Consider the following 16,990-nt stretch of genomic DNA (forward strand, 5'->3'; position numbering starts at 1 on the left):
TATACGTTGGATTTCCATGAGCACCCGGAAGGTTGTCCTCGCGGCACTGAAGGTTTCGGCCGTTGCGGTATCGGCGCTGTTGTCGACCTCGCTACTGTTCACACCGATAGCGAACGCCCAACCTGTGAACGACTTCTACGACGCGATTCCGGGCGACGTCGGTGATCCGGGCTCGGTGATTCGGACGGAACCGCTGCCGCTGGCCGGTGCCGTTGGCGGAGTGCCTGGTGTAGGGACCCGGATCCTGTATTCGAGTACCGACACCCACGGATCCAATGTTGCTGTGTCGGGCTCGTACCTGGAGCCGGCCGCCCCGTGGTCAGGCGCGGGCCCGCGCCCGACGGTCGTGATCGGTCCGGGCACTCAGGGCCAAGGTGATCAGTGCGCGCCGTCGAGGATGTTCCCCACTGCCGGTCAACTCCGCCTGGCGGAACCCGGGAATCCGTCGAACTACGGTGCCGGTGTGGACAGTGTCGGTGTCAACTACGAGTCCGCATTTGCTTTCGCATTCCTAGCCCAGGGCGTTCGCGTGTTTGTCACCGACTACATCGGACTCGGAACACCCGGCATCCATACCTACGTCAATCGCGCCGAGGAAGCCCATGCGATGTTGGACGGTGCACGCGCTGCCCGAGCCTTGGCGAAGGCAGGAGAGGACGATCCGATAGCGCTGTGGGGCCATTCGCAGGGCGGCGGCGCCACTGCCGCTGCAACCGAACTGGCACCCGAATACGCGCCTGAGTTGAATCTGGTCGGGAGTTACGCGAGCGCGCCCCCGGCAGACCTGGCAAGCGTTCTGCGTCATATCGACGGTACCGGCCTGATGGCCGCGATCGGCTACACGATCAACGGCGTCCTCGACCGATATCCCGCCGCCCGAGAGCCGATCGAATCTCGACTCAACGACTACGGCCGGTCCGTGCTCGCCGACGTCGCCGGGCAATGCCTCATCGATTCCCGAACCAAGTACGGGAAGCAGTCGACGGCGTCGTGGACCACGGACGGCCGGCCACTTGCCGACGTGGTGGAATCGGTACCGGAGATCCAGCAGGTGATCGAGGAACAACGCATCGGGCGGCGAACCCCGGCCTCGCCGATTCTGGTCAACGGAGCGCTCAACGACGATTTCATCCCGTACGAGCAAACCCGGCGCCTGGTTCAGGACTGGTGCGCGCGCGGGGCCGAGGCGACGTTGTTCACCGACACCCTGCCTGCAGTGAATCCGGGGAGCGGTAACAATCACCTCGCGCCGGCCGTAGCGGACTTCGGTGTCGGATTGCAGTACGTGCTGGACAGATTCAACGGCAAGCCTTTGGTCGACACCTGCAACGCCTGACACGCCTGCTTCTCGATTACCTTGCGGCGTAACCACCGTCTCATTGCGAACGGTGGTTGACTGAGCCCGTGAACGATCGATCGCACGACCTTCCGATCAACCCGGTTCCGCGGAGTGAGCTGGGTGCCGGGCCAGCGCTGAGAGTGTCGACAGGTCTGGTGCTCGGTGTCGCTGCAGGCGTCGTCACGGCGTTGGTCGGCTACCCCCGGTTCGCTTTCCTGATCGGCTGGGATGTCGCGGCGATGGTGTTCACGGTGTGGACGTGGATTCTGGTCTGGCCCTTCGATGCGACGCTCACCGCGAGCCACGCAACGCGGGAAGAACCGGCTCGCAACGTCGCACACCTGCTGATTCTCGGCGCTGCCGTCGCGAGCCTCGTCGGTATCGCGTTCCTGCTCTTGGCGGCACCCGACGGACATCACTACCAAGTCGTGGCGGCATCGGTTGCAGTCGGTAGTGTCGTGATCTCGTGGCTGGCGGTCCACACGCTCTTCGCCCTCGGCTATGCGCGGCTGTACTACTCGGGCCCCGACGGCGGAATCGATTTCAATCAGGAAGAACCGCCGCGGTACAGCGATTTCGCCTACGTGGCCTACACAGTCGGGATGAGCTTCGCGATTTCCGACACCAACTTGAAGTCGTCGGACATGCGCGCGATGGCGCTCGGCCACGCATTGCTCTCGTACCTGTTCGGTTCGGTGATCGTGGCGTCCGTCGTAAACTTGATTGCAGGCCTGTGACCGATCAAGCCGCTGCACGTCCGATGCTCGAGAGGAAGCCGGCGGCTCCGAAGAACAGGCCGGCGAACACTCGATTGGTGGTTCTCTGCTGTTTGGGGGATCGCATCAAGGTGAGCACCCGTGCGGCCAGCCCGGTGTATCCGGTCATCACGATCACGTCGACTGCGCACATCGTGGCGGCGATGATCAGATACTGCGGAAGCAGCGGTGCCGACGGGTCCAGGAATTGTGGGAGCACTGCGAGCATGAAAACGACAGCCTTCGGGTTGCTCGCGTTCACGAGAAAACCGCGAAGCATCATCATCGGGCCGGAACTGCTCGCGGTTGCCTCGTCGGTCTCCACCTCGGTGGGCGCCGATCGCCACTGCCTGATTCCCAGGTAGACGAGGTATGCCACACCGAACCACTTGATCAAGGAAAAGGCCACGGTCGAACTGGCGAGAATTGCACCGACCCCGGCCGCGACAATTCCGATCTGCAGCAGCAATCCCAACTGCAGCCCGAAGATGTTCCAGTATCCGCGCCGCAAGCCGTAGGCAAGCCCTGACGACATCGACGCAATGGCGCCGGCCCCCGGTGACAGGCTGATCACCCAACTTGCTCCGAAGAACGCCAACCAGACGTGCCAACTCATGTCGAAAGTCCTTTGATCGGGAAATACTCCCGACAACCAGCACGCACGGGATCAGAAAAGTGTAGACGGACTGTCCTGCTCACTGCTCGCGACAGTGCAATGATCGGGAGATGACGTCGTATCCCGTACTCGACCTGACACCCGACGAATTACTGACCACAACGCGGACGGTTCGAAAGCGTCTGGATCTGACCCGTCCCGTGCCGTTGGACCTGGTGAAGGAATGCCTCCAGATCGCCCTGCAGGCGCCCTCCGGTTCGAATCGCCAGGGGTGGCAGTGGATGGTGGTGACCGATCCGGCACTGCGTGCAGCAGTCGGGCAGATCTACAAGGAAGTCACCGACGAGTACCTTGCTTCTCACGGTTCGGCGGCAAAACTCTTCGCCGATGATCCCGATCGCGCGCCGATCCAACAGCGAGTAGGCACCAGCGTCGCGTGGCTCGGTGAGCACATGGGCGAGGTGCCGGTTCTTCTCATTCCGTGCATCAAGGCGGGTAAGACGTTGCCGGAGGGGAACCAGGCCGCTCTGTGGGGTTCTCTACTCCCGGCCGCGTGGAGTTACGCTCTGGCCGCACGGGCACGTGGACTCGGTACGGCGTGGACGACATTGCACCTGCAGCGTGAAGCGGAAGTTGCCGAGCTGCTGGGTATTCCGGCCGGATTCCATCAGGCGGCGCTTATCCCGACGGCGTACTTCACCGGCGAGACGTTCAAACCCGCCGCCCGTGAACCGGTCGACAACGTGCTGCACGTGGACCGATGGTGAGCCTGATCTACTCGGCGATCTGCTCGATCGACGGGTATGTGGCTGATGAGCAGGGGAACTTCGACTGGGCGGTTCCCGACGCGCAGGTCCATTCGTTCGTCAACGAGCTCGAGAGGGGAGTCGGCACGTACCTGCTCGGGCGCCGGATGTACGAGACGATGATTCCCTGGGAGACGATGATTCCCTGGGAGACAACGGCACACGAGGACCTTCAAGGTACTTCCGCATCGGTAGGTTCTTCGGTGCCGGACGAGTTTGCCGGAATCGAGGCGGCGACAGTCGAGTTCGCTCAGATCTGGGGTGGCATCGATAAAATCGTGTACTCCACGACGCTGAACGAGGTGTCGACGGCGCGCACAACGATTGCCCGGGACTTCGACGCCGACGCCGTTCGTGCGCTCGAGAGCGAAGCGGTACAAGATATCTCGATCGGCGGGCCGACGATCGCTGCAAGTGCATTCGCGGCGGGGTTGGTCGACGAATGCCGACTGTTCGTCTGCCCGGTCAGCGTGGGAGGCGGATTGCCTGCTCTCCCGCGCGGGCGACTGGACCTGCGGCTGCTGGAACAGAAAACCTTCGACAGTGGCGTCATCTATCTGCGGTACGCCGTCCGCTAAGCCGCGATCATCACCGCCGTGACTACGCCGAGTAAAGCGATGTAGGCGGCGGCGTGGATCCGGTCCGGGATGGCGCCGACAATTCGCCGGCTCAGTGCAATCGCAGGTAGAGAGCCGGCCAGTAACGCGCAAACGGCGAGAAGGTCGATTGCGCCGACTCTGCCCGCTGACAGATCCGAGGCGGTGCTGTGCCCTGATGAGGCCGCGTACACCGCAGTCGCGACGACGGCGACAGGCAAGCTCAACGGGTTGGCGCTCGCGGCGGCGTCGGCCATCGGAACTCCGCCGCGACGCATCATCGGAACCGTCATGACGCTCCCGCCGACTCCGAGGAAACTTGCGACGGCGCCGATGCCTATCCCGACAGCGCGGACGCCGTGACGGTCAAGATGTTCTCGAGGTTCAGGTGGTGTCAGAAACCCTTGTCGCAGAAGGCTGTCGAGGATTGTGACCACGAGGTAGAGGACGAACAGAATCCGAACGGCGCCGTCGTCGACGTGACCTGCCGCAACCGCTCCGAGGCCTGCTCCGGCTGCGACGGGGCCGATCAGTGGTCTGATGTACTCCGCCCGAAGCCGTCCTGACTTCCTGAATGCGATTGTGGCACTGAGTGAATTGACCACCATCACTGCCGCCGAGGATGCGACGGCGACATGCATCGGATCGATGACGTCCGCCCGAAGTGTGGATGCAGCGTAAACGACTGGGACGGTGACAAACCCGCCACCGAATCCGAACAGAACGGTAGTGACTCCGGTCAAGGCGCCGAAAGCGAGAAGGATGAGGGCGTAGTGAAGCACTTGATGAACGGTAGCGATTTCTCCGCTGGCGCACATTCGAAGGTTCGCCACGTTCCATTGTCAATCAGACACGGACTCGGTAGGTTCCTCCGGTGCGCAACATCTCGATCAACGACGTCGATCACTCACCTCGCGGTGTTCTCGCAATCGGAACCGACTACCCACCAGGTCACGTGCTGGCCGCCCACGAACATCGACGAGCCCAGTTTCTCTTCGCTGTGAACGGTGCGATGAACGTCGAAACCGATGACGGTGAGTGGACGGTTCTGCCGTCCAATGCGGTCATGATTCCCGCCGGTGTCGCTCATGCAGTGACGATGGACGGTGTCAGCACGCGAAGCCTCTACATCGAACCGTCCGCAGCGCCGTGGTTCCCGGTCAGGTGCCGAGTCGTCGCGGTGTCGTCGCTCCTGCGTGAGCTGCTCGTCGCTGCAGTCGACATGGATGTCGAGCTGAACGTGGAGGACGACTTCCCCGCACACGGACGCGGCGCCGCGGTATTTCAGCTGATCCTGCACGAACTTCGCGATCTTGCGCCCCTACCTGTGGAACTCCCGCTGCCTCGGCACCCGCGATTGCGGGCGTTGTGCACGCGGTATCTCGCCGGCCCGTCGATCCACGACTCGCCCACGCGGTGGGCCGAGCAACTCCACATCAGTGAACGAACACTGCACCGCTTGCTGATCTCGGAAACGGGGATGAGCGCGTCGTCGTGGATGCAGCGTGCCTGCATTCTTCACGCGCTGCCGAAACTCTCTGCCGGTGCCAGTGTGACAGCCGTTGCGTCTGAACTCGGATACTCGACGCCGGCTGCCTTCGCAGCGATGTGCACCCGAGTCTCGGGTGCACCGCCCAGTAGCTATCGGGCGCGCGTCACGACACAGACACCGGAATGATGTCGGCGACGACGTCGTGGATGAGACCGTCACGGACTTCGAAGGTTTCACGAATCTCCACGGTCATCAGGCGCGTGCCACCGATTCCCGCGTCCAGCAGGTAGGTGGTCGAGACGATGTCCCCGGCTTCCGACATCTCGAGGTCGCGAACACCCTGGATGACGCGGTATTGGATGCCGTTTTCGAGGTCTGCGGACATCTGTGGTCCCGAGAAGCCGGTCTTGATTCCGGCTTCGACGCGCGTCGCATCCGGGGCGAAGTGGACATCGGAGACGTCATGGGAGACCAGGGCGTCGATGTAGGCACGTGCCTGCGCCTCGCGGGGTGAATCAGCCGGGTTGGGGGCTGCGGTCGCAGCGCCTCCGGCGACCAGGATCAGGGCAGCGGTGGCAGCGGCAGTTCCGGCGATATTTCGCAGTGTTCGCATGAGGCATCCTAACGACGGAGAGGGCAGGAAATTCGGAAAACGGCCTTCATCGAGTAGCCGTACAGCTGCGGGGAGGATCGACGAGCGAGCAGAAAGCCGGAGCCATGACGGGCACGTAGTCGGCGCCGACGCCGTTGTCGTGAATGATTCGGCGGTAGGTGTCGACGCCGTCGGTCGGGATTCGAACCGCAGTGGGATCGCCGAGAACATCGACCGTGTAGAGCCCGAATCGAGGTCGGTAAGAACCCCATTCGTAGTTGTCGGTAATCGACCAGTAGTTGTAGCCGATCACGTCGGCGCCGTCTTCTCGGGCGCGTTCCATCCAATAGATGTGATCGCGTAGGTGATTCGAGCGTGTGTATCCGTCGGCGCGCGGCGCTCCGTTGTCAGTGGGCATGCCGTTCTCGACGATGTAGAGGGGGAGTTCTGGATACTTGCCGGAGTACCGCATCAATGCGTCGTACAGGCCTTCGGGTTGTGGCGTGACGTTGTAGAACTCGTCGAGTGCGGCGTACGCGGCAGTCGGATTGTTCAGGGCCACACCGTAGTAGTAGTCGATCCCGAGAAAGTCGAGCTTGTCGCGCACCCGATCCGTGAATACCGAATCGATCGCCTCGGACACGCCGGGAATGAAGGAGAAATTACTGCTCACGCGAGCACCGGGATCGAGAACATGGATGCGGTCGTAGATCGCCCGGTGGACTCGGACCAATGAGTCGAACATCGACGGCGCCTGGGTGAGTGCGATTCCGCCGTAGGTCAATTCACGCTGAACGTACACAGTCGGCTCGTTGATCGTGATCCACAGCGCCCCGATTCCCGAGTACCGCTCGACTACCTTCTCTGCGTTGACCAGCCAATCGGCTTCCGTCTTCGGATTTGTCCAGCCGCCTTGATCGACAACCCATCCCGGATACACCCAGTGGTCGAGCGTGATCATCGGAGTCATGCCCCGCGCGCGGATGTGAGCCACCACGTCGTCGTAGTACGCGAATTCGGTCTCGTTCCAGCTCCCGGCGGCGGGCTGAACTCGCGCCCACTCGACGCCGAATCGGAAAACCTTCGATCCCAGATCGGCCGCCCGGTCGATGTCCTCGGCGTAGCGATGGCGAAAGTCGACCGAGTCACCGATCTTGTCGTGGGTTCGTCCGGAATCGGAGTATCGAGACCAGTTGCTGTCCGGTGACGAACCTTCCGATTGGAATCCGGAGGTGGCAACACCCCAGAGGAAGTCATCCGGTGCCTCCGCCGAGGCGCGAGCGGGAAGGGTCAGCGCCCCGAACAGACACGTCAGTGCCATCAGCGCAGGCGCAATAGACCGTGACAGGGCTCCCATGCCAGGGAGACTAAGTCATACAAGTGTCCAGTCGCAGGCGTTTCGTCCGATCCGCCTGCCACTGGACCGCGTCACTCAGTCACCCTGCCGCTCAGAAAACCATGGTCATCGATCCGGGGTTCCACGTCCCGGAGCGCTGAACGGTCGCTTCGTCGACCTGGGCAGGCACGGCACTCGGATCGATCGGTGTGTACTTCTCGATCGACCCCCAGTCGCGAGCCCAGTCGTTGTCGAGATACGACGGAATGGTCTGAGCGCTCAGAAGCAGGTCGATCCACCCCAACGGTCCGCCGCCGTAGTGGTCCTGCCATGCGCTGGTCACGAGTGCGCCGGAATGGTCGGGAAGGATCCGGTACTCGGGGACCTCGGCAATTCCGACCCGATGGTCGAAGGGGCGTTGGCACGGGAATGCCAGTCCGACAGCCCAATCCAGCATGACGGGCGCCTGCGAACCGACGACGTCGTTGAGCTTCTGGGTCTTCGGAACCCGTGGCGGCGTAACGGCCACCCATTGGTCGGCCTTGCTGTCGTAGTCGCTGACCACAAGTCGAATGCTGTTGGCTTCGACGGGAATCTGGTCCAGCGGCACTCTCAGGTTCCGCCATGACGGTGCCGGCCCGATGTCGAGGGGTGCGATCTTTCCGAGTGTTTCCACAGCGTCTGTTTCGGCATCGTCGACCCCGCGCGCTGTGCCGTACTCGACCTCGACGTTCTGGCCGTAGGTGACGATCCCGTCCTTGTCGACGGATCGAACACGACCCGCCGTGGCAATCGAGATGATGTCTCCGCGTGTGGCGTTCTCACCCACGTCGGGGAGTTGGTACCAGTCACTGGTCAGAGTGCCCGGGGAGGGCTGACCGTAGCTACCCATAACGGGTGTCGTCGCCGGGTCGAGGCCGAACGGCAACGCGACCGAACTGCCGTTGACGCCGGTCTGTCCGGCGCCACCGCCGGTTCCGGCCGAGTTGCCGGCGGTGTCCTCCGCGGTGTCGACGGTGTTCGCGCCACCGGTAGCGGTGGCCTCCTTGTCGGCTCGAAGGTCGGAGGCCACGCCATTGGGATCGAATCCCGTCGCCCCACCGGCGGAGAGAGCTGTGGCCACGTTGCCGGAGAGAGGGGTCAGCATCGACGCGTTCGGATCGGTCTCGATCAGGACGTCGTTGGCGAGTCCGCAGTGTTGGCCGAGAACGGCGTCGACGTTCGCGCGGCCCACCGAATATGCCGGGTACTGGGTGATCGCGCCCTTGGCCATGGACAGCACCTCGAAGAGGACCATCGCGCCCGCGGCGATGGTCAGCGGCGAGATGGCAAGCAGTCGAGCGTGCCTCGCGGACAGTTCCTTTCCGGCGGTGTACGGCTCACGGAAGAAGTACCACGCAGCGACGCCGAGCATCAGCACGGTCAGCCCGAGGAGGACGGTGCTCGCGCCGAGTCCGCTGATCGACACCGGCTTGTCCCACCACGGAACGCTGTAGCTGGACACGTAGTAATAGCTGTTGCTGCCGGTGAATGCGACCGCCAGGAGGAACAGGACGGCTGCCGCGAAGAGGGCCCGATTGCGCGGCGAGCGCAGGAGTTTCGTTCCCACGGCGACGGCCGTCATCATCGCCAGAACTGCAGTGAGCCCGGCAAAGATCCCGAAGTGGTGCGTCCACTTGGTCGGCGAGAACATCAGCAGTGGCAGCGCGCCGATCGTCAGCCCCACGACGCGGCGTGACGGACCGGCGGCCAAACCGGGGATCCGGCCCCCCTTGCGCAGCATCATCGCGGTGCAGACGCCAAGGCACAGAACCATGACGAACACACCGAACCTGCGGGTCAGGGAACCGTCGACGGAGATGTTGAAGAGGTACTGATAGCGGAGATACTCGTCGAACCAGGGTTGATTCGGTGAGATCGAGTGGACACGCTGCATCTCGATGACGGCGGCCAGACTCTGATCACCGAACGCGGGGATGAGGATCGACAGTCCGGCAGCCAGCAGTGGCCCGACAGCCGCGACGTAACCGGTGGTGCGGGCACGTTCGATGATGATGCGCATGATCGGGCGTATTCCGGCGATGAGAGCGGCGAAGCAGATAAGTCCGGAAGGGCCGGCAGTCAAGGTGAATCCGGCGATCAATATCGCGATTGCGACCGGTAGAAGTCGTCTCGTCGCGACCGCGCGTTCGATCGAGCACCACGTCAGCAGGACACCGAGAGCAACGATCGGTTCGGGGCGCAGTCCGTTGTTGAACGGAAGCCAGAATGCGAGGAAGACGAGCGCGCCGGTCCACAGGGCGAGTCGATTTCCGCGAATGGCGGCGCCCAGCCGAGGCGCAACCTCTCGGCTGATGACGAGCCAGGTGATGATGCCCGCCAACAGAGCAGGCAGGCGGACCCACGGGCTTGCGGTGCTGACGTGTGCCAGGAGTCCGAGAATGTTGTAGTACGGCGTTCCGAACGGGGTTTCGGGAACCGCGAACCACCGGAAGTAGTTGGACATATAGCCCGATTGCTCCGAGGCCCTGGCCATCGTGAACTGGTAGCCGTCATCGGTGGTGGTAGCGCCGATGAAGTGCCACAGCACCAGAGTTCCGACGACGACACCGTCGAGGACGGTGAACTTCCACCATCGAGCGGGCAGAAATTTGCGTGTTCCCCGGCCGTCGCGGTTGTCGAGGCGGTGCAGCGCGAAGAGGGACACGACCGCCGTGAGTGCCCCGAGAATCATGGCGAGAGTCTTGATCACCGACGGGCTCGACGTGAAGCGAGAGTCCGCCTCGATCGAGACGTTCAAACCGGCTGCCGCCGAATCGAGGTCGCTGAAGACACCGACCACCTGTGGCCGGCTGTCGCCCTCGATGACGCGCGGTTCGGAACCGGTGGCGCTGAAGGTGGTTCGAGTCGGCTCGGCGACGAGTGTGAGCGCGCAGCCAGTCTGCAGATCAGCGACGGGCGCCGAGAGCAACACTTGATCGCGCAGGACCGCCTCGACCCGAGCGGGGGCGTCGGCGGACTCGGGGGAGACCGTCGCGACGAATCCGTATCGCCGGGCGTCTGCGGCACCGGGGGGAGCAGTCGAGACGAGTGTTCCGCCGTCGGCGGTCAACTCGTTGATCGACGCGCACGGAATGGATGCCTCCATACGAAGCGGCGTGTACGAGACCAATGGTGCTTCGACGCTTGTCGTCGATCCGGCCTGCGGCCAGTTGACGGTGGCGGTGTCCTGCTCGATCGGCAGGAACGGCACTGATCCGCACAAAATGATGCCGAGGATCGATGCGACAATCGCAACGATCCGTGCTCGGTTCGGTCCGCTGGATCGCTGAGGGGTCGGCAATGCCGGAGGTGCGGTCGTGGCCACGTCACTGTCTGTCACGACTTTGGACCCTAGCTGTGCGTGACGTGTTTGTTATAAAAGCGCGAGTAATGGGATGGTCGTGTTCCCGGTGCCGTTCCACTGCGCGGGGGTTGTCGGCGATCGAGGCGGGGGTGCGGTGCACGAAGTTCACGAGTCCATTCCGCTGAGCCCACTACTGCGGCGATCGACGGCTGCATTGTGCGTCGTCCTCGGAATTGTCATGGTGATTGTCTGTGGGTTCGCGGCGATCGTGGAACGCGACCCGGCGGGCTACGTCGGCGCCGTGTTGTCCGCGATCCTGTCCTTCGGGTTGGCCGCGTACATGTGGAAGGTGTGCGTGATCATCACCACAGACGCCGAACGAGTGACAATCGCACTGTCTCCGGGGTTGCGTCAGGTTTTTCGGTGGGACGAAGTTGTGTCGGCAACTGCGGTCCATATCGGGATGGGCTCCGGAATCGGCTATCGGATGACCGGCCCAGGTATGCGGGTAATTCTCGCCTCACCCGGCGACGGGGTCCGCTTTCGTCTCCACGACGGCCGCGAAATCTCGGTGGCGACCGACCGAAGGGACGAGCTGATCGAACTTGCCCGGCGGCGAGCGCCGGACCTGCAGTGAGCGTCGCAGGTGGACCGGTGAAAAATGGGGTGCGCCTATCCTGGATAATTGACGTCAGTTCTGTGTTTCGGACCCATTGATCGGGCCCGAAATGCCGGACCGGTTTGCAGCCGCTTGCACAGGCACCCCGTTTGCGTACGAGAGGAACTCTCATGCTTGCCCGCACCGACCTGCGTGGTCGTACCCCATCCACGGCCGAACTTCGCGCCGCGCTTCCCCGAGGTGGAGTGGATGTGGACGCGGTGCTGCATCAGGTTCGCCCGATGGTCGAAGCCGTTCGTGATCGTGGGGCCGAAGCCGCGCTCGAGTTCGGCGAGAAGTTCGACGGCGTTCGTCCGTCCTCGGTCCGGGTTCCAGCGGCGGAGCTCGAGCGCGCACTTCGTGAACTCGACCCGGCCGTCAAGGAAGCGCTCGAGGTCGCGATCGAGCGCACCCGCAAGGTGCACGCAGATCAGCGTCGCAAGGACACCGTCACCGAGGTGGTCCCGGGTGGCACGGTCACCGAGCGTTGGGTTCCCGTCGAGCGCGTCGGACTGTACGTCCCCGGTGGCAACGCTGTGTACCCGTCGAGTGTTGTCATGAACGTCGTGCCGGCTCAGACGGCCGGCGTCGGATCGCTCGTAGTCGCCTCGCCTCCGCAAGCCGAGTTCGGCGGATTGCCGCACCCCACGATCCTTGCCGCCGCAGCCATGCTCGGTGTCGACGAGGTGTGGGCCGTCGGCGGCGGACAGGGCGTTGCCTTGCTGACGTACGGCGGAACCGACACCGACGGAACCGAACTTGTACCGGTCGACCTCATCACCGGCCCCGGTAACATCTACGTCACTGCCGCCAAGCGTCTGTGCCGCGGACTGGTCGGCATCGATGCGGAGGCCGGTCCCACCGAGATCGCGATCCTCGCCGACCACACCGCTGACCCGGTCCACGTTGCTGCCGACCTCATCAGCCAGGCCGAGCACGACGTGATGGCCGCCAGCGTCCTCGTCACGACCAGCGTCGAATTGGCCGACGCCGTCGATGCGGCTCTGGCCGCGCAGCTCGAGATCACCAAGCACCGCGAGCGCGTCACCACGGCGCTGACCGGCAGCCAGTCGGGCACCGTGCTGGTCTCCGATGTTTCCGCTGGTCTGCGCGTCGTCAACGCTTATGCGGCCGAGCACCTCGAGATTCAGACCGAGGACGCAACCGGTGTCGCAGCTCAGGTCACGAGCGCTGGTGCCGTGTTCGTCGGCCCATGGGCGCCGGTCAGCCTCGGCGACTACTGCGCCGGCTCCAACCACGTTCTGCCGACGGCCGGGTGTGCACGTCACTCCTCCGGTCTGAGCGTGCAGACCTTCCTGCGTGGGATCCACGTGATCGACTACTCCGAGTCGGCTCTGAAAGACGTTGCCGGACACGTCATCACGCTCGCCAACGCGGAGGACCTGCCGGCTCACGGCGAGGCTGTGCGTCTGCGATTCGAGGCTTTGCGATGAGTAGCGCTGCGATGAGTAGTGTTCCCGGAGGATCGATTTCGGTCGACGCCCTTCCGATTCGCGAGAACCTGCGTGGAAAGTCGGCGTACGGCGCACCGCAGTTGACGGTTCCGGTTCAGCTCAACACGAACGAGAACCCGCATCCGCCGACGCAGGCGCTCATCGACGATGTCGCCGAATCCGTGCGCGAAGCCGCGAAGGAACTGCACCGCTATCCCGACCGTGACGCTGTGGCGTTGCGGACGGATCTGGCTGCGTACCTGTCGAAGCAGACCGGGGTGCCGGTCACCGTCGACAATCTCTGGGCGGCAAACGGATCGAACGAAATTCTGCAGCAGTTGTTGCAGGCGTTCGCAGGTCCGGGGCGCAGCGCGATGGGTTTTGTGCCCTCGTACTCGATGCACCCGATCATCGCCGACGGTACCGATACCGAGTGGGTCGAGGTCTTCCGTCGGGACGATTTCGCACTCGACGTGGATGCTGCCGTCACAGTGATCGAGGAGCGTCGACCGGACGTCGTGTTCGTGACCAGCCCCAACAACCCGACCGGACACAGCGTCGGTATTGCGGAACTGCGACGCATTCTCGACGCGGCGCCGGGCATCGTGATCGTCGACGAGGCGTACGCGGAGTTCTCCGCTGCCCCCAGCGCGATGACGCTGATCGACGAGTTCCCGGCCAAGCTGGTTGTCACCCGCACCATGAGCAAGGCGTTCGCGTTTGCCGGTGGCCGACTCGGCTACCTCGCCGCCGCTCCCGCGTTCATCGACGCACTGTTGTTGGTGCGCTTGCCCTATCACCTCTCGGTGGTCACGCAAGCGGCGGCACGTGCCGCCCTGCGTCACGCCGACGAGACCCTCGGCAGTGTCCACGCCTTGTCCGCCGAGCGTGATCGGGTGTCGAAGGCACTGGCGGACACCGGTTTCCGAGTGATTCCCAGTGACGCGAACTTCATCTTGTTCGGTCAGTTCACCGACAGCGCACAGGCGTGGAAGGAATACCTCGACCGCGGGGTTCTCATCCGCGACATCGGCATCCCCGGATATTTGCGGGCCACCGTGGGACTCGAAGCCGAGAACGACGCGTTCATCAAGGTCAGTGACGAAATCGCAGGCACCCAGCTGGTCGACACGAATTCAGGAGAGACGGCATGAGCGATCGCATCGCGCGGATCGAACGAACAACTCGGGAATCAAGCATCGTCGTCGAACTGAATCTGGACGGGACCGGCATCGTCGACGTCTCCACCGGCGTTCCGTTCTTCGACCACATGCTAAATGCCTTGGGTACGCACGCCAGCTTCGATCTGGACGTCAAGGCGAAGGGTGACGTCGAGATCGACGCCCACCACACCGTCGAGGACACCGCGATCGTTTTCGGCCAAGCGCTCGGCCAGGCACTCGGCGACAAGAAGGGCATCCGTCGTTTCGGCGACGCTTTCATCCCGATGGACGAAACGTTGGCGCACGCGTCGGTCGACGTCTCCGGTCGCCCTTACTGCGTGCACACCGGTGAGCCCGACTACATGGTGCATTCCGTCATCGGCGGGTACCCGGGCGTTCCGTATCACGCGGTGATCAACCGCCACGTGTTCGAGTCGATCGCATTGAATGCACGTATCGCACTGCACGTTCGAGTTCTGTACGGCCGCGATCAGCATCACATCACCGAAGCCGAGTACAAGGCCGTTGCGCGCGCTCTGCGTGAGGCGGTCGAGCCGGATCCGCGCGTGAGTGGCGTGCCGTCGACGAAGGGCACACTGTGAGCGTCCTCTTCACCTACTTGCTGTTCATCGGCGCGGGTATTGCCGTGGGCGGCGCCTACTCGATGTTCAAGGTCAACAAGCTTGCGTCGGGAATCCTTCTGGCGTTGGCGGTTCTGGCGGCGGTAGCGGGCGCACTGCGTCTGTGACGCGAAAAGTGACTGTGTCTGAGTCGCGAGATCCTGCTCCATCGCCGGGGTTGCTTCGCACTCCGGGCATGATCGGTGTCCTGATCATGGCGGCGGCAGCTTTCGGTGGCTGGTCGTTGCTGTTGCCGGTGGTGCCGTTGCTGGTTGCGCATTCCGGCGGATCGGATGCGCTCGCCGGATCGGTGACCGGTGTCTTCATGGCGGCCACGGTCGTGACGCAACTGCTCGTGCCTCGGTTGTTGCGGACGCAGGGCTACCGGCGCGTGCTGGCGGTCGGATGTCTGCTCCTCGGTCCACCGTCGTTGGTGCTGTTGATCTCGGCCGACGCCGGCCCCGTCCTGGCGGTTTCCGCGGTGCGAGGAATCGGTTTCGGCATGCTGACTGTTGCCGGCAGTGCGCTCGTGGCGGAGTTGGCGCCCAAACGAATTCTGGGCCGTGCCACCGGCGCTCAGGGAATCGCGATCGCAGCGTCACAAATGGCGGGGCTTCCGCTGGGGCTTGCGATCATGGAACGGTGGTCGGCAACACCGGTGTTCGTTCTCGGTGCGCTGATCCCGGCACTCGCGCTGGTGGCCATTGCCGGGTTGCCGAAGATCTTCGCCCAGCCCACCGGCGAATCCGCCCGGTTGAGTGTGTTCGTCGTCTTGGTCCCGGTGCTCGCTCTGGCGTGTGTATCCGCGTCGTTCGGCGGGCTGTCGTCTCTACTGCCGATCGCAATCTCGGAGCGCGCGGCCGTTGCAGGTGTGGTGTTGGCGACCGCCAGTGGATCGATGTTGATCGGCCGGTACTCGGCGGGCCTGATCGCCGATCGTCTCGGCAGTGGTCGGACACTCGCGCCGGCATTGGCGTCGTCGACCATCGGATTGGTGCTGTTCGCGATCAACGTCGACGGCGGGTCGACGCCGGTCTTGTTCTGCGCGGCGGTCCTTTTCGGGCTCGGGTTCGGGGCGGTGCAGAACGAATCCTTGGTCATGGCGTTTCAGGCTGCCGGCCCGAGGCAACTCGGATCCGCCAGCGCGATCTGGAACATCGGCTACGACGCCGGCACCGGAATCGGTGCACTGGCGTTGGGATTCGTGGCCACGACTGCCGGCTATGCGTGGGTCTTCGCGGTCTCCGCGGTCGTTGTCGCTCTGCTCCCGGCACTGGCCGCGGGCGGCAAAGTGATCGGCAGCAGGGTTGCCCGATAGAGTTGGGGCATGAGCGCTTCCACGATTGCTGTACTCGATTACGGCTCCGGCAACCTGCATTCGGCTACTCGCGCACTGGCGCGCACCGGGGCGCAGGTGGAGGTGACCAACGATATGAAGGTTGCATTGGCGGCCGACGGTCTGGTGGTGCCCGGCGTCGGTGCGTTCGCGGCCTGCATGGAAGGTCTGCGCGCAGTCCAGGGTGACCGAATCATCGGTAGACGCTTAGCCGGTGGCCGACCGGTGCTGGGTATCTGCGTCGGCATGCAGATTCTGTTCGACCGCGGAGTCGAATTCGGTGTCGAGGCGGAGGGCTGCGGCGAATGGCCTGGCACCGTCGAGAGGCTGCAAGCAGAGGTTTTGCCGCACATGGGCTGGAACACCGTGGAGGCTCCGGAGTCGAGCACGCTGTTCAAGGGTATCGACGCCGACACCCGCTTCTACTTCGTTCACTCGTACGGTGTGCAGAGTTGGGAACTCGCGCCGTCCGAGCACATCGCACCTCCGAAGCTGACGTGGGCAGATCACGGCGGAAAGTTCCTCGCTGCCGTCGAGAACGGTGCGTTGTCGGCAACGCAGTTCCACCCCGAGAAATCCGGCGACGCAGGCGCCGAGTTGCTGAGCAACTGGGTGCAGAGTTTGTGACCGGGACTTCCGGCCCGAACCGCGGCGACGACTTTTCCCTCGCTCGTCTGGCGTTGTTCTCGCTCGGCGCCGCTGTGGCTGCGTTGGCGGTCGCCACCGTCGTCATCGTCGTGCTCAAACCCTCGCCGGGTGTCGGTCTCGCGATCGGTCTCGTGGGGGTCGTTGCTGCGATCGCGGCAATGGGCGTCGTATCCAAGCGGATGACCCGAAAAGCGTTCGGTGACCCGGAAGACGGTTCGAGGTCCTGACCTACT

Annotated in this window: 18 protein-coding genes; 13 read left to right on the forward strand and 5 right to left on the reverse strand. The window is 63.7% G+C overall.

Features of this window, described 5'->3' with window-relative positions:
* Window positions 1–16: 16 nt before the first annotated feature.
* Window positions 17–1,336, forward strand: a complete 1,320-nt coding sequence (locus tag R4P70_RS28350) for a lipase family protein (RefSeq protein WP_317832924.1) — start codon at window positions 17–19, stop codon at window positions 1,334–1,336.
* Window positions 1,337–1,404: 68 nt separating this feature from the next.
* Window positions 1,405–2,076, forward strand: coding sequence for a DUF1345 domain-containing protein (locus tag R4P70_RS28355; RefSeq protein WP_020908009.1), 672 nt, complete (start codon window positions 1,405–1,407; stop codon window positions 2,074–2,076).
* Window positions 2,077–2,080: 4 nt separating this feature from the next.
* Here the strand turns inward: R4P70_RS28355 and R4P70_RS28360 are convergent, their stop codons facing one another.
* Window positions 2,081–2,710, reverse strand: a complete 630-nt coding sequence (locus tag R4P70_RS28360; protein WP_020908008.1) for a LysE family transporter — start codon at window positions 2,708–2,710, stop codon at window positions 2,081–2,083.
* A gap of 110 nt (window positions 2,711–2,820) precedes the next feature.
* On the opposite strand from R4P70_RS28360, the gene R4P70_RS28365 reads away from it, so the two are divergent.
* Window positions 2,821–3,477 (forward strand): nitroreductase family protein, encoded by a 657-nt coding sequence (locus R4P70_RS28365; protein WP_317832927.1) that lies wholly within the window; start codon window positions 2,821–2,823, stop codon window positions 3,475–3,477.
* The gene (locus R4P70_RS28370) at window positions 3,471–4,094 is read left to right on the forward strand and encodes a dihydrofolate reductase family protein (protein WP_317832929.1); all 624 of its coding nucleotides are present in this window, start codon (window positions 3,471–3,473) and stop codon (window positions 4,092–4,094) included. The genes R4P70_RS28365 and R4P70_RS28370 overlap by 7 nt, the downstream gene beginning before the upstream one ends.
* Here the strand turns inward: R4P70_RS28370 and R4P70_RS28375 are convergent.
* Window positions 4,091–4,894, reverse strand: coding sequence for a sulfite exporter TauE/SafE family protein (locus R4P70_RS28375; protein ID WP_223258000.1), 804 nt, complete (start codon window positions 4,892–4,894; stop codon window positions 4,091–4,093). The two genes, R4P70_RS28370 and R4P70_RS28375, sit on opposite strands and share 4 nt — an antisense overlap.
* 92 nt (window positions 4,895–4,986) lie before the next feature.
* On the opposite strand from R4P70_RS28375, the gene R4P70_RS28380 reads away from it, so the two are divergent.
* The gene (locus R4P70_RS28380) at window positions 4,987–5,790 is read left to right on the forward strand and encodes a helix-turn-helix transcriptional regulator (protein WP_317832932.1); all 804 of its coding nucleotides are present in this window, start codon (window positions 4,987–4,989) and stop codon (window positions 5,788–5,790) included.
* Here the strand turns inward: R4P70_RS28380 and R4P70_RS28385 are convergent.
* The 3 genes from R4P70_RS28385 to R4P70_RS28395 all read right to left on the reverse strand — a co-directional run bounded on the left by R4P70_RS28385 (window position 5,768) and on the right by R4P70_RS28395 (window position 10,899).
* Complete coding sequence (locus R4P70_RS28385) at window positions 5,768–6,217, reverse strand: hypothetical protein (protein WP_200313438.1); 450 nt, start codon at window positions 6,215–6,217, stop codon at window positions 5,768–5,770. The genes R4P70_RS28380 and R4P70_RS28385 overlap by 23 nt on opposite strands.
* 46 nt (window positions 6,218–6,263) lie before the next feature.
* The gene (locus tag R4P70_RS28390; RefSeq protein ID WP_317832954.1) at window positions 6,264–7,517 is read right to left on the reverse strand and encodes a glycoside hydrolase family 1 protein; all 1,254 of its coding nucleotides are present in this window, start codon (window positions 7,515–7,517) and stop codon (window positions 6,264–6,266) included.
* 127 nt (window positions 7,518–7,644) lie between these two features.
* The gene (locus R4P70_RS28395; RefSeq protein WP_317832956.1) at window positions 7,645–10,899 is read right to left on the reverse strand and encodes an arabinosyltransferase domain-containing protein; all 3,255 of its coding nucleotides are present in this window, start codon (window positions 10,897–10,899) and stop codon (window positions 7,645–7,647) included.
* Window positions 10,900–10,969: 70 nt separating this feature from the next.
* Between R4P70_RS28395 and R4P70_RS28400 the strand changes: the two genes are divergently transcribed.
* From R4P70_RS28400 to R4P70_RS28435, 8 genes are all read left to right on the forward strand, one after another.
* Window positions 10,970–11,515, forward strand: coding sequence for a hypothetical protein (locus R4P70_RS28400; protein ID WP_200313440.1), 546 nt, complete (start codon window positions 10,970–10,972; stop codon window positions 11,513–11,515).
* 152 nt (window positions 11,516–11,667) lie between these two features.
* Window positions 11,668–12,990, forward strand: a complete 1,323-nt coding sequence (gene hisD / locus R4P70_RS28405) for a histidinol dehydrogenase (protein ID WP_095969958.1) — start codon at window positions 11,668–11,670, stop codon at window positions 12,988–12,990.
* Window positions 12,991–13,001: 11 nt separating this feature from the next.
* The gene (locus R4P70_RS28410; protein WP_317832937.1) at window positions 13,002–14,144 is read left to right on the forward strand and encodes a histidinol-phosphate transaminase; all 1,143 of its coding nucleotides are present in this window, start codon (window positions 13,002–13,004) and stop codon (window positions 14,142–14,144) included.
* Entirely contained in the window at window positions 14,141–14,755 is a 615-nt protein-coding gene (gene hisB, locus R4P70_RS28415) for an imidazoleglycerol-phosphate dehydratase HisB (protein ID WP_003942383.1), read from the forward strand. Before R4P70_RS28410 ends, hisB begins: the two co-directional genes overlap by 4 nt.
* Window positions 14,752–14,901 carry a hypothetical protein gene (locus R4P70_RS28420; RefSeq protein ID WP_007732248.1) on the forward strand — a complete coding sequence of 50 codons (150 nt, stop codon included), beginning with the start codon at window positions 14,752–14,754 and terminating at the stop codon, window positions 14,899–14,901. Before hisB ends, R4P70_RS28420 begins: the two co-directional genes overlap by 4 nt.
* A gap of 68 nt (window positions 14,902–14,969) precedes the next feature.
* Window positions 14,970–16,091: an MFS transporter gene (locus tag R4P70_RS28425; protein WP_024487482.1), complete on the forward strand. Its 1,122-nt coding sequence runs from the start codon at window positions 14,970–14,972 to the stop codon at window positions 16,089–16,091.
* Between the two features lie 9 nt (window positions 16,092–16,100).
* Entirely contained in the window at window positions 16,101–16,736 is a 636-nt protein-coding gene (gene hisH / locus R4P70_RS28430) for an imidazole glycerol phosphate synthase subunit HisH (RefSeq protein ID WP_003942389.1), read from the forward strand.
* Window positions 16,733–16,984: a hypothetical protein gene (locus tag R4P70_RS28435; protein WP_046378664.1), complete on the forward strand. Its 252-nt coding sequence runs from the start codon at window positions 16,733–16,735 to the stop codon at window positions 16,982–16,984. The genes hisH and R4P70_RS28435 overlap by 4 nt, the downstream gene beginning before the upstream one ends.
* The last annotated feature ends 6 nt before the right edge of the window (window positions 16,985–16,990 follow it).

Source organism: Rhodococcus sp. IEGM 1241 (assembly GCF_033142365.1).
GTDB classification, from domain to species: domain Bacteria; phylum Actinomycetota; class Actinomycetes; order Mycobacteriales; family Mycobacteriaceae; genus Rhodococcus_F; species Rhodococcus_F erythropolis.